We start from the raw sequence: 12,660 nt of genomic DNA on the forward strand, positions 1-12,660 counted from the left end.
TAGCAGTACCGAGCCCGCGGACCCGCGACAATGATTTGTCGCACGCTGCGCTGATCCCCGCCGTGATTCCCGACCGCCCGGCGCGGCCTTTTGTCTCGAGCTGATCGCAAACCCGCGGCGCGCCGATGCCGCAGCTAGGGCTGTATCCGGCTGTCCCGGAACGGTATCGAACACGATCGTGGCGCCCGGACCTGCTGCTACATTTCCTCCCACGGTCACGAGTATCAGCAATTTCGAGCCCCGGCTCGCTGATCGGCAACCCTCGCTTGGCGGTGGGGTGCCCCGGGTGACGACCAGGCGCTCTCGAAAAAGAGAGCGCAAGCGCTGAATGCCCGGGGTTCCCTGGCGTCCGGATTCGAAGGAAATCATCAATGAGCAAGTTCTCGATCGGCTCGCGCCGTCGTTTCAAGATTGTGGCGGGTGCGCTGGCCGCGGTGAGTGTGGCGGCCGCGGTGGTCGGTTGCAGCGACGCGGGCGGCGGTGGTTCCGCGGACGGCCCGGTGTATTTCGGCGTCTCCGGTCCGCGCACCGGTCCGTCCGCCGAGTACGGCCGGTTGTGGCAGCAGGGCTTCGACCTCGCCCTCGACGAGATCAACGCCGCGGGCGGCATCAACGGCCGCAAGGTCGAATTGAAGTGGGAGGACTCGCAATCCGACCCCAAGCAGACGGTGCCGATCGCCACCAAGTTCGTCGACGACTCCTCGATCATCGCCGAGCTGGGCGACTTCTCCTCCCCGGCGTCGATCGCCGCGTCGCCGATCTACAACCGCGGCAAGCTCGTCCAGTACGGCTTCACCAACTCCGCGGTGGACTTCACCAAGGCCGGTGCCTACTCGTGGAGCCCGTCGATCACCCTCGACGTGTTCCAGGAGCGCAATGCCGAGTGGGTGAGCAAGAAGGCCAAGAAGGTCTCGGTGGTCTACCTCGAAACCGACTGGGGCAAGCAGGCATTCCAGTTCTTCGAGAAGTTCGCCAAGCAGAAGGGCGTGGAGATCGTCTACTCCTCGCCGATTCTGCCCGACTCCACCGATGTGAAGCCGATCCTGATCAAGGGCCGCGAGGCGAACCCGGAGGCGTTCGTGCACCTGGGCTACGGACCCGACGGCGCGCTGGTGGTCAAGCAGCTGCGTGACGTCGGCTTCACCGGTCAGTTCTTCGGTGGTCAGAACACCCCGCAGTTCATCTCGCTGGCGGGCGCGGCGGCCGAGGGCGACATCGTCAACGGCATCTTCAGCCCCGCCGACCCCGACCCGAAGGTGCAGGATTTCGTCACCAAGTTCCGCGCGAAGTTCAACACCGACCCCGGTGACTTCAATGTCTACGCCTACGACGCCCTGAATGTGGTGGTGCAGGCGGCCAAGAAGGGCGGGGCCACTCGCGAAGGCGTCCTGGACGGCCTGAAGACCGAAACCCGGTTCACCGGAATCGGTCTCGGCACCTTCGCGTTCGATCAGGAGACCCGCCGCCCGAAGGGCGTGAGCCCGCGCGAACTGGTGCTGACGGGCGGTAAGTTCGTCCCGACCGGCAATCGCTGATGTTCGACACCCTCGTCGCCGGTGTGGTCCACGGCAACGCGTACGCGCTGCTCGCCGTGGGCATCACCCTCATCTTCGGCGTCACCAATGTCATCAATTTCGCGCACGGCGCCGTCTTCGCGCTCGGGTCGATCCTTGGCTGGTGGCTGATCGCCGAACAGGGCTTCCCCCTGTGGCTGACCATCGTGTCGGTGGTCGCGATCACCGCGGTGGTCGGCGTCCTCATCGACGTCCTGGCCGTGCACCCGCTGCGCAAGGCGCCCGCCATCGCGGCATTGCTGGCGACGGTCGCGGCCGGGTTGATCATCGAGAACCTGACCCAGATCGTGTTCGGCCCGGACACGCGCCCGTTCCCACAGGTGCTGCCCACCAACAACTTCCAGCTCGGCGGTGTCCGCTTCGGCACCTCCGATCTGGTGATGTTCGCGATCACCCTGGCGGTCATGGCCGGGCTGGCCGGGTTCCTCCGGTTCAGCCGGTACGGCCTGGCCATCCGCGCCACCGCCCAGGACCCGGACGCGGCAGCCCAGATGGGCATCGGGGTGTCGCGCATCCAGGTGCTCGCCTTCGCGATCGCCTCCGGGCTCGGTGGGCTCGCGGGAATCTTCGTCGGCCTGTACAACTCGAACATCTCGCCGACCAGCGGCACTCTCGCCGGGCTCACCGGCTTCGTCGCCGCCACCATCGGCGGTCTCGGCTCGATTCCCGGAGCGGTGATCGGCGGCTTCGCGCTCGGCATTCTCGAGGCGTTCGGGATCTATGTCTTCGGCGACGGCTACCGCGATCTGATCACCTTCGGCGTCCTCGTGGCGTTCCTGGTCCTGCGGCCCGGTGGGTTGCTGGCGAAGGCGCCCGCCATCAGCGCCGAACCGCTCACCGGCACGTTCCTCGGTGTCGGCAGGCAGCTCAGGGTGCGATGGTGGCACGCGGTCGGGGCGTTCGCGGTGGCGGCGCTGATCGTGCCGCTGGTCGCGAACAACTACGCCATCGTGGTGGGCACCCAGATCCTGGCCTACGCCATCATCGCGGTCTCGATGACGCTGGTGGCCGGCTCGGCAGGGCAACTGGTGATCGGACAGGCAGGGCCGATCGCGATCGGCGCGTACACCTCGGCCATCCTGACGGTGAACCACGACTGGCCGTTCCTCGCCGCGGCGCTGGCAGGCGGTGTGCTTGCCGCGGTGATCTCCTCGATCCTGGCCGCGCCGCTGTGGAATCTGAACGGGCACTACGTCGCGATCGCCACCCTCGGGATCGGCATCGTGATCGTCGCGGTGATCCGCAACTGGGAGTCGCTGACCAGGGGCAGCTACGGCATCTTCGGCATTCCGGTGCCGAGCATCCTCGGCCACGAGTTCACCGAGAACACCGAGGTGTTCTGGCTGGAGCTGGTGTTCCTGGCGATCACCCTCGCGGTGGTCGTCGGTGTGCAGCGGTCCCGGCTCGGTACCGCCTTGCGGGCGGTGGGCGCCGACGAGGTCGCGGCCAGGTCATCCGGTATCCCGGTGCGCGACTACAAGGCGCTCGCCTTCGCGATCAGCGCCCTGTTCTCCGGGATCGCGGGCGCGCTGCTCGCCCATCAGTACAGCTACATCGACCCGACCGTGTTCAACCTGCCCATGTCCCTGCTGATCGTCACCGTGCTCGTGCTCGGCGGCACCGGATCGCCGTACGGCGCGGTGCTCGGCGCCGCGGTGCTGATCGGTGTCCCCGAGGCGCTGCGGCTGGCACCGGAGGCACGCATCCTGCTCTACGGCGTGGTGCTGCTGCTGATCATCCGGTTCCGTCCGCAGGGTGTTCTGGTGAGGAGTGAACGTGTCCCCGTCCCCGCATGAGCCCGTGCTCGCGGTCACCGGCCTGCGCAAGTCCTTCGGCGGCGTCCGCGCGGTCGACGGCATCGAATTGAACGTCGCCCCCGGTGAATTCGTGTCGATCATCGGACCCAACGGCTCCGGTAAGACGACCACGGTCAACCTCATCTCGGGCGTGCTGCGCCCGGACGAGGGTCGCGTCGAGGTGGCAGGCACTCGGCTGCGGCCCGGCTCGCAGGAGGCCGCGGCGCGGGCAGGCATCGCCAGGACCTTCCAGAACGGCAGGGTGTTCGGCAACCTGACCGTGCGCGAGAACGTCGAGATCGGCCTGCATACGACGGTCACCGCGGCCAGGCCGTGGCAGTCGCTGGCCCGGATCCCGGTGCTGCGCTGGATTCCGCTGCTGGCCGAGACGGTGCTGTCCCTGGTGCCGACCCCGGCGGTCCGCGCCGAACGCCGCGCGACGACCGCCCTCGTCGACACCCAGCTGGCCCGGTTCGCCGAACGGCTCGAACCCCGCGCCGAGCACAACGCCTACACCCTGTCCTACGCCAATCGCCGCCGCACCGAGATCGCCAGGGCACTGGCCCTGCGGCCCACGGTGCTGCTGCTCGACGAGCCAGCGGCGGGCATGAACCAGACCGAGACCGCCGAGGTCGGGCAGCAACTCGCCGAGCTGAAAGCCGCAGGCCAGACCATCGTGCTCGTCGAGCACAAACTGGAACTGGTGAACGCCCTGTCGGACCGGGTGATCGTGCTCGACGAGGGCCGGATCATCGCCGAGGGCAGCCCGGAACAGATCCAGCGGGACGAACGGGTGATCGAGGCCTACCTGGGGCGGCGCAGGGCGCGTGCCTCCGCCGCGAACGAGACAGCAGCAGAGAAGGTGACTGTCGGTGCCGAATGACGAGAACACCACGCCGATCCTGGAATTCGACGAGGTCACCGTGCACTACGGACCATCGCGCGCCCTGGACAAGGTATCGCTGACGGTGCGTGCGGGCGAGATCGTCTCGCTGCTCGGCGGCAATGCCTCCGGCAAGTCGACGACGATGAAGACCGCGCTCGGCCTGCTACGCCCGAGTTCCGGCACCGTGCGCATCGACGGTGTCGACGTGAGCACCAGCTCGCCCGCGACCCGTATCGAAGCCGGTCTCGCCTCGGTACCGGAGGCCAGGCGCGTGTTCCCGGCGATGACGGTGGAGGAGAACCTCTACGTCGGCGGCTACATCCGCAAGGAGCGGCGCTCGGTGCTGGCCGCCAGGGCCACCGAACTGTACGAGCACTTCCCGCGCCTGCGCGAGCGTCGCGCCCAGCAGGCGGGCACGCTGTCCGGCGGCGAACAGCAGATGCTCGCCTTCGCCAGAGCGCTGATGAGCAAACCCAGACTGATCTGCATGGACGAACCGACCATGGGCCTGTCCCCGCTGTTCGTCGACCGGGTACTCGACGAGATCGCCCGCCTCAATACCGAATTGGGGCTGGCCATCTTGATCGTGGAACAGCAGGCCGAACTCGCGCTGTCGATCGCGCACACCGGCAATGTGCTCAGCGGCGGCCGGATCGTCTTGCGTGGCACCGCGACCGAACTGCTCGACGATCCGGCGATCCGCGACGCCTACCTGGGGAAGGTGCCTGCATGACCGAAGGTAAGCGGCTTGGGCTGTTCACCCGGCTGGTTCGCTACGACGACGAGCAGAGCGCGTCCCAGGTCTATGCCGACGCGCTCGAGCAGATCGGCCTGGCCGAACGGCTCGGCTACGACACGGCCTGGGTCGCACAGCATCACGTCGACCCGGCCGAGGGCGGGCTGCCTTCGCCCCTGGTGTTCCTCGCCAACGCCGCTGCCCGCTTCGACCGGATCAGGCTCGGCACCGCCATCGTGACTCTCGGCCTCGAGGACCCGATCCGGGTGGCCGAGGACGCGGCGGTGCTCGACACCCTGTCCGGCGGACGGCTCGAATTGGGTTTCGGCAGTGGCGGTTCCAAGAGCTCCTTCGCGCTGTTCGACATCGCGCCCGAGGACAAGCAGCGGGTGTACGCCGAGAAGCTGGCGGCGATCACCGCGGCGCTCGACGGCGCGGACCTGGTGGCGGGCAGACCGTTGCACCCGCCGGTGACGACCTTGCGCCACCGCGTGTGGCACGCCAGTTTCTCCGTGGCCGGTGCCGCGCGCGCCGGTGCGGCGGGTGCCGGGCTGTTGCTCTCGCGCACCCAGCCGCGCGACGAAGGGGTCCGGCTCGACAAGCTCCAAGACCAGCTGATCAGCGCTTACCGGCAGGCTCTGCCCGACGGCGCGACACCCCGAATAGGCGCCTCCCGCAGCATTTTCGTCGCCGACGACCGCGAAGACGCCCAGCGGTGGGCCCGGCGCGGGGCCCTGCGTTTCCTGGATCACCTGCGCACAGCGGGCATTTCGGAGATGGCGTCCACCGTCGAGGAGGTGCTGCGCGATTCCTACATCGGCACACCCGCCGACATCGCCGCGCGACTGGCCGCCGACACCGCGGTCGTCGCGGCCACCGATCTCATCGTCCAGATCCATCCGATCGATCCCGACCAGCGCGCCGCGCTGCGATCGATCGAACTCCTCGCCACCGAAGTCGCCCCGCGACTCGGCAGACCGGTCAGTAAAGGGGGTTCGGCATGAGCGCCGAAACCGATGTCATCGATGCGGTGCTCGGCGCCGAGGCGGCGGCGCGGGTCGCCGTCGTGCGCAGAAGCAGGCCCGCTGTCGTCGAACACACTCAGGGCGTGCATGATTCGCTGTTCGCCGGTCCCGGTGGTGTCGGCTTCGGCCCTGAGCGGCTGGCTCTCATCGCGACGCACGTCGCCGCCCTCGGCGAGGCGGCCGAGCTCGCGGCGCACTACGCCCGCCGCGCGGGAAGCGCTGGCGCCGAACAGGATTCGGCGCACGATGCCAAGCTGACGGCTGCGCTGCATCACGCGACCAGGCTCACCACCGCCCCGTCTACCAGTACCCGCGCCCACATCGACGCGCTGCTGGCCGCCGGACTGACCGAGACCGACATCGTCACCGTCTCCCAGTTGGTCGGCTTCGTGAACTACCAGGTCCGCCTGCTGGCCGGCCTCGCACTGATCGGAGCGACCCGATGACCGAGGTGCGTACCGTCGAGACAGCCCATCGCCCACCAGGTTTCACCCAGGACCAGCTCGACTGGGTGCCCTGGGCGGAACCGATCGCACTGGCCGACGCCGACGAACGGCAGCGGCCACTGCTGGAGGGTCGACGCGGCGAGAGCCCGTACTTCCGGCTGCTGGCCCGAAACGCCGAGGTGCTGGCCCATCGCAGCGCCAACGACAAGGACATCTTCTACAGCAGGGAAGGCCTGACCCGGGCCGAACGAGAACTCGCCGCGACGGTTACTTCGCGGTACAACGGCTGCGAGTACTGCACTTCGGTACACTCTCGTTTCACATCTCAGTTGTCCAAGCGCGCAGCGGATGTGCAGCGGCTGCTGGACGACGGGGTGACGGTACGGATCGACGAACGATGGGACGCGATCATCGATTTCACCGCCGCGTTGGCCGCGCAACCGCCACGGCCCGCGCACGCGGAACTGGCACGCCTGCGGCTGCTGGGTTTCGATGACGCCGACATTCACGATCTGGTGCTGTCGACCGCCTCGTTCTCGTGGGCGAATCGGCTCATGTTGAGCCTTGGCGAGCCGGAAGTTCTTGGGGCTTGTGCGGAGTGACAAAAAAGTTCTAGAAAATTCCTCTAAAACACTCCCTGTTCAGATTTGGCTCGGTATCGTCCGAGACGGCAAATGGCCAGTGACAACGTAGTCACAAAGCATCAACTTGGAGTGACACATGCTTTACAACATCACCGATGACAGCTCTGACGGCAACATTCTGACCCTCCTGCTCGGCCTGCTCACCAGCTCGCTCAGCAGTGGTTCTGCGCAGGCCTCGGGCAACTGAGCGGACTATAGCCAACTTTCGGCTAACGCGCGGTAAGCCGGAAGGGCGGCCGAAGGGCCCGATCCATGACGAGGGGATCGGGCCCTTCGGTATTGTCAGCGACAATGTCACAGGATGCGAATACGGGACGAATGTATGCCGGGCAACCCGTAGAGGACCGGCAACGCCAGCGGCGTGCGCGTTTTCTGGAGTCAGGCCTGACGGTCTTCGCGCGCGACGGGTACGCCAACAGTTCGGTCGGTGCCATCTGTAAGGACGCGGGGCTCTCGTCCCGTCAGTTCTACGAGGAGTTCACCGGCCGCGAGTCGCTGCTGTTGGAACTGTACGAGCAGATCGATCGGCAATCGCGCGAAGCGGTCGCCGTCGCTCTCGAAGCGAAGACCGACGCACCGGTGCTCGAGCAGATCGAGACCGCCGTTCGCGCCTATGTCGAGGCGATCGGGGCCGATCCGCGCAAGGCGCGGGTGGCGCTGGTCGAAGTGGTCGGCGCGGGGCCCAAGGTCGAGAAGTTCCGGCTGGAGCTGCGGCGGGTGTGGGGGTCGCTGCTGGCCAGCGCCGCCGAGGACGCCGCCATGCACGGCGAGATCCCGCCCGGCGACTACGAGTTGCGCGTGCTGGCGATCATCGGCGCGGTCAACTACGTCGTCGACGGTTGGAGCGGCTCGGATCCCAGGCCGCCGCTGGACGACGTGATCCAGGTGCTGAGTCGGGTGATTCTCGGTGCGGTAGGGGCCTGATGCCCCGGGTCGAGGTCGTCCCGATCCAGGTTCCCGACGGAACCACACTGCCCGTGCGGCTCATTCCGGCGCGCGGCTCGCACCGGCATCCGGTCACGCCGGACGCGCCGCGGCCCGTTGTCGTCATCGTGCCCGGCCTCGCCGTGCCGGGAGAGTTCTACGAGTACTTCGGCGACCGCCTGGCCCAGCGCGGTTTCGACGTGGCCATCGGCGAACTGCGCGGCAACGGCGACAGCACCCACCGGCCCGATGCCGACAGTGCCTACGGCTACCACGAATTGGCCTCGGTCGACTTCCCGGCGATGCTGCAGGCGGTGCGCGGCCGCTTCCCCGACAGCACCCCGTACTTGCTCGGGCACAGCATGGGCGGGCAGCTCTCCGTCATGTACGCGGCCAGGGCGCGTGGCCGGATCGCGGGGCTGATCCTGGTCGCCTCGGGCACACCGTATTTCCGCGGGTATCGCGGCGTGCTCGGGCCCGGGATGCTGGTCGGCACGGCCGCGGTGGCGGTCGCGTCGAATCTGGCCGGGTTCTGGCCGGGCGACATGCTCGGCCGCCGTGCCTACGGCAGGCAGTCCAAGGTGCTCATGTCGGATTGGGCCCGGCTGGCCCGCACCGGACGGTTCGTGCCCGTCGGCGCCGACATCGACTACGAGGAACGGATCTCGCGGTTGAAGTTCCCCGTCCTGTCGATCACCATCGCCGGTGACGACCTGGCGCCGCAGACCTCCGCCGACCACCTGCTGAGCAAACTGCCCGCCGCGCAGGTCACCCGGTGGTTCCAGCCGGAGGCACTGGGGCACAACGGCTGGATCACCAATCCGGACTCCACCGTCGACGTCGTCGAGAAGTGGCTGCGCGACCGCTGAGGCCTACGCCGAGCGACGGTCCTCGATCAGCATCTGCGTGAAGAACTCGTAGACCAGGGTGCTCAGGAACGCCTGCTGCTTGTTGTCGGCCGCGCCGCCGTGCCCGCCCTCGATGTTCTCGTAGTACCAGACGGTGCGGTCCTGGGATTCCAGCAGCGCCGCCATCTTTCGCGCGTGTCCGGGGTGCACGCGGTCGTCGCGGGTGGAGGTGGCGAGCAGGATCGGCGGGTACTGCTTGTCGGTGTCGGTGTTCTGATACGGCGAGTACTCGCTGATGTAGGCCCATTCCTCCGGCTTGTCCGGGTCGCCGTACTCGGCCACCCAGGACGCGCCCGCCAGCAGCAGGTGATAGCGCCGCATGTCCAGCAGTGGCACCTGGCAGACGATCGCACCGAACAGTTCCGGGTAGCGGGTGAGCATGACGCCCATCAGCAGGCCGCCGTTGCTGCCGCCGATCGCGCCGAGCCGGTCGGGGGTGGTGATGCCACGGGTCACCAGGTCGCGGGCGACCGCGGCGAAGTCCTCGAAGGCGCGGTGCCGGTGTTCCTTCAGTGCCGCGGTATGCCATTCGGGGCCGTATTCGCCGCCGCCGCGGATATTGGCCATCACATAGGTGCCGCCGCGCTCCAGCCACCCCATACCGGCGGAGCCGAGATACAGCGGGGTCCTGGAGACCTCGAATCCGCCGTAGCCGTTCATGATGGTCGGGCCCGGTGTTCCGCGACGGTCACGGTGACGAATCACGAAGTAGGGGACGGCGGTTCCGTCGTCGGAGGTCGCGAAGAACTGCTCGGTCTCGATGCCGGTGGCGTCGAAATAGGCGGGCGCCTGCTTGAGCACGGTGGCTGACTCGCCGACGGCGCTGCCGAGCAGGGTGGTCGGCGTGGTGAATCCGGTGGTGGTGAGCATGAATTCGTCGCCGCCGTCGAGCGGGTCGAGGTTGTTCACCGAGGTGCTGGACATCGCGGGTGAATCGGCGAGTTCGGCCTCGGTCCAGCCGTCGGGTCCGGGAGTGAGCACGCGTAGCCCGGTCTGCACATCGCGCAGGGTCGTGAGGATCAGGTGGTTCTCGGTCCAGCCGAACGATTCCAGCGAGGTGTGCGGGTCGGGGGTGAACAACACCTCGAATTCGCGTGCGCCGGCGAGGAAGTCGTTCAGATTCGTGACCAGGAGGCTGCCGGGAAGGTAGGTGGTCTCGCCCGGCGTCCACGCGGTCTTCAGGCGCACCAGCAGCCAGTCGCGGTACCAGTCGACATCGGCGTCGGTCGGCGTTTCGATCAGGCGCCACGCGCCGTCGTCGAGCAGGGATACCTCGCTGTTGAAGAAGTCCGTCGACCGGTGCAGATAGTGCCGCTCGTAGCCGGGGTGGCGATCGTAGCCCGCGCCGATCGAGACATCGCCCGGCTTTCCCTCGTACACCGTTTCCGCGACGGCCAACTCGGTGCCGCGCCGCCAGCGCTTGGCGATGCGCGGGTATCCGGAATCGGTGAGCGAGCCGGGGCCGAAATCGGTTCCGACATAGACGGTATCGGCATCGATCCAGCCGATCCGGGACTTGGCCTCCGGCAGGGAGAACCCGCCGTCCTCCGGGGCGATGAATGCCCTTGTGGTCAGGTCGAATTCACGCTCGACGGTCGCATCGGCGCCACCTCGGGACAGGTGGATGATGGCGCGCTCCTGGCTGGGCCGCAGGACCGCCGCACCCGACCACACCCAGTTCTCCCCGTCGGCCTCGGCGAGGGCGTCGACGTCGATCAGCACATCCCACTCGGGGTCGTCGGTGGCGTAGGACTCGAAGGTGGTCCGCCGCCACAGCCCGCGCTGGTGCTCGGCGTCGCGCCAGAAGTTGTAGAGCCACGGCCCGCGCCGGCCGGGGTAGGCGATCTTGGTGTCGTCGTCGAGCATGGCGAGCACGCGCCGCTCCAGCTCGGCGAACCGATCCGTCGCCGCGAACCGCTGCTGCACCACCTCGTTGCGGGCGCGCGCCCAGTCCAGCGCGGCCTCGTCGGTCACTTCCTCGAGCCAGAGATAGGGATCTGTCACGTCCTGCTCAACGCCACTCATCCCCACATTGTTGCCGATGTGGCCGATCACATCCCGGGGCGGCCGGTGAGCGTCACCAGTAGTGGGCGACGTCGATCACCACGCGTGCGGGGTTCTCGAGGGTGAGGACCCGGAACGGGAGGCGGGCGCGTACGCCGAGGCCGAGGGTGGTCTGGCCCTCGAACGACCCGGCCCAGGACGCCTGGCGGAAGGACGGGTAGCCGCGCACGTCGACGAGTTCGGTGCGGTCGGCGGGGCGGTAGGTGCTGGTGCCCGCGGAGTCGTAAGCGGGGGCCTGAACCACCACCTGGAGGAACGCGCCGCCGCGCAGCGGGACCGTCGCGCCGGAGCCGTCCATGGTGACGGTGTCGACGTAGCCGACGCGGTAGCCGGCGAGCGGGCCGGACAGGTCGACCACGAGGCGGTCGAAGCATTCGTGGCGGCCTGCCCTGACATCGGCGACGGCGGCCGTCGAATAGTTCGAGCTCGACTTGTCGAGTGAGCCCCAGGTCAGTCCGCAGTAGGACGGGGTGGCTGCGGCCGGAATGGTCCATAGGCCCGCGCAGGACGCGAGTGTGGCGAGGAATACGAGGAAGCGACGCATGTCGCACCGCCTTCGGGGCAGTGGGAGGAAAGTACTGATTAATCGGACTAATCAGACATAGCGTTAGCGTCGGTCCGGTTCCGGGTGTGTTGCGAAACGTAGGATCGCAGGTCACGACTCATGAACCGGAGGTGAAGCGTGCCGCCCTTCCTGTGGGAGCAGCATTGCTGTCTGCCGTTGCATCACGCGGCGCGGATCGGCGAACTCGCCCGGTATCCGCTGGGGTCGTATCTGTCGGTCAATGTGGGCTATTCGCCGCAGACCACCGAGGATTCGCTGGTACTGCTGCATCGGTTCCGGGAACAGGCGGCGGCCGATCCACGGTTTCGGCTGGTGGCGAGCCTGGACGATATCGTCGACGACGCGATCGCCCTCGCCTTCGACCTGGAGGACTCCGGCCCGCTCGGCGGCGATCTGGACAACGTCGAGATGTTCTACCGGCTCGGGGTGCGCTCGCTGCTGCCCACCTACAACCATGCCAACGCGGCGGGCTGTGGGTGTCTCGACACCGAGGACACCGGCCTCACCGGCTATGGAAAAGACCTGGTGCGCAAGCTCAACGAGGTCGGCATGTTCGCCGACGGTTCACACTGTTCGCGGCGCACCGGTCTCGACATCGCCACGCACACGGCCGTGCCGATGATCTACAGCCACTCCAATTTCGCCGCGCTGTGGGAACACCCGCGCAATATCACCGACGAGCAGGCTCGCGCGTGCGCCGCTACCGGTGGGGTGATCGGCATCAACGGCGTGGGAATCTTCCTGGGGCACAACGAGCCTGATGCGCGGGCCGAACGGGTGGCGGCGATGGCGGATCAGATTCGCTACGGTGTCGACCTGCTCGGGATCGAGCACATCGGGGTCAGCTCGGACTATTCGTTCGACGGCCAGGAATTCAACGACGAGATCCGCGACAACCCCGGCGCGTTCTCGGAGTCCTACACCGCGTGGGGTCCGCTGCAATGGACACCGCCCGAGGATCTGCTCGGAGAATCCGAGGTGCCAGGCCTGGACGATCTCCTCGCCGACCGTGGGTTCAACGCCGGCGAGCGCGCGGCCATCTTCGGTGGCAATTTCGCGCGCGTCGCGGGTCAGGTCTGGCGGGACTGACGT

Annotated in this window: 12 protein-coding genes and 1 riboswitch; of the genes, 10 read left to right on the forward strand and 2 right to left on the reverse strand. The window is 67.7% G+C overall.

The features are described 5' to 3' along the window. The first annotated feature begins 213 nt into the window (after positions 1-213). Positions 214-330, forward strand: a riboswitch (SAM riboswitch). Positions 331-371: 41 nt separating this feature from the next. The 9 genes from ACFWF2_RS04020 to ACFWF2_RS04060 all read left to right on the forward strand — a co-directional run bounded on the left by ACFWF2_RS04020 (position 372) and on the right by ACFWF2_RS04060 (position 8,900). Further along, positions 372-1,535, forward strand: a complete 1,164-nt coding sequence (locus tag ACFWF2_RS04020; RefSeq protein ID WP_379304387.1) for an ABC transporter substrate-binding protein — start codon at positions 372-374, stop codon at positions 1,533-1,535. Further along, on the forward strand, positions 1,535-3,370 hold the full coding sequence (locus ACFWF2_RS04025; RefSeq protein ID WP_379304389.1) for an ABC transporter permease: 1,836 nt from the start codon (positions 1,535-1,537) through the stop codon (positions 3,368-3,370). The genes ACFWF2_RS04020 and ACFWF2_RS04025 overlap by 1 nt, the downstream gene beginning before the upstream one ends. Then, positions 3,351-4,253 carry an ABC transporter ATP-binding protein gene (locus tag ACFWF2_RS04030; protein WP_379304391.1) on the forward strand — a complete coding sequence of 301 codons (903 nt, stop codon included), beginning with the start codon at positions 3,351-3,353 and terminating at the stop codon, positions 4,251-4,253. The genes ACFWF2_RS04025 and ACFWF2_RS04030 overlap by 20 nt, the downstream gene beginning before the upstream one ends. Then, positions 4,243-4,989 carry an ABC transporter ATP-binding protein gene (locus tag ACFWF2_RS04035; RefSeq protein ID WP_379304393.1) on the forward strand — a complete coding sequence of 249 codons (747 nt, stop codon included), beginning with the start codon at positions 4,243-4,245 and terminating at the stop codon, positions 4,987-4,989. The genes ACFWF2_RS04030 and ACFWF2_RS04035 overlap by 11 nt, the downstream gene beginning before the upstream one ends. Continuing rightward, the gene (locus tag ACFWF2_RS04040) at positions 4,986-5,996 is read left to right on the forward strand and encodes an LLM class flavin-dependent oxidoreductase (RefSeq protein ID WP_379304395.1); all 1,011 of its coding nucleotides are present in this window, start codon (positions 4,986-4,988) and stop codon (positions 5,994-5,996) included. The genes ACFWF2_RS04035 and ACFWF2_RS04040 overlap by 4 nt, the downstream gene beginning before the upstream one ends. Beyond that, positions 5,993-6,463 (forward strand): hypothetical protein, encoded by a 471-nt coding sequence (locus ACFWF2_RS04045; protein ID WP_379304397.1) that lies wholly within the window; start codon positions 5,993-5,995, stop codon positions 6,461-6,463. The genes ACFWF2_RS04040 and ACFWF2_RS04045 overlap by 4 nt, the downstream gene beginning before the upstream one ends. Continuing rightward, positions 6,460-7,065: a peroxidase-related enzyme gene (locus tag ACFWF2_RS04050; protein WP_379304399.1), complete on the forward strand. Its 606-nt coding sequence runs from the start codon at positions 6,460-6,462 to the stop codon at positions 7,063-7,065. The genes ACFWF2_RS04045 and ACFWF2_RS04050 overlap by 4 nt, the downstream gene beginning before the upstream one ends. 333 nt (positions 7,066-7,398) lie before the next feature. After that, positions 7,399-8,031, forward strand: coding sequence for a TetR/AcrR family transcriptional regulator (locus ACFWF2_RS04055; protein WP_229739626.1), 633 nt, complete (start codon positions 7,399-7,401; stop codon positions 8,029-8,031). Further along, positions 8,031-8,900: an alpha/beta fold hydrolase gene (locus ACFWF2_RS04060; protein WP_379304401.1), complete on the forward strand. Its 870-nt coding sequence runs from the start codon at positions 8,031-8,033 to the stop codon at positions 8,898-8,900. The genes ACFWF2_RS04055 and ACFWF2_RS04060 overlap by 1 nt, the downstream gene beginning before the upstream one ends. 3 nt (positions 8,901-8,903) lie before the next feature. Here the strand turns inward: ACFWF2_RS04060 and ACFWF2_RS04065 are convergent, their stop codons facing one another. Next, positions 8,904-10,964, reverse strand: coding sequence for a prolyl oligopeptidase family protein (locus ACFWF2_RS04065; RefSeq protein ID WP_379304403.1), 2,061 nt, complete (start codon positions 10,962-10,964; stop codon positions 8,904-8,906). Positions 10,965-11,016: 52 nt separating this feature from the next. After that, complete coding sequence (locus ACFWF2_RS04070) at positions 11,017-11,547, reverse strand: hypothetical protein (protein ID WP_379304405.1); 531 nt, start codon at positions 11,545-11,547, stop codon at positions 11,017-11,019. 138 nt (positions 11,548-11,685) lie between these two features. Here ACFWF2_RS04070 and ACFWF2_RS04075 point away from each other — a divergent pair, with 138 nt between their 5' ends. Further along, positions 11,686-12,657: a dipeptidase gene (locus tag ACFWF2_RS04075; protein ID WP_379304407.1), complete on the forward strand. Its 972-nt coding sequence runs from the start codon at positions 11,686-11,688 to the stop codon at positions 12,655-12,657. Positions 12,658-12,660 lie beyond the last annotated feature (3 nt).

It is taken from the genome of Nocardia sp. NPDC060259, from assembly GCF_042728775.1.
In the GTDB taxonomy this organism is placed as follows: Bacteria; Actinomycetota; Actinomycetes; order Mycobacteriales; family Mycobacteriaceae; genus Nocardia.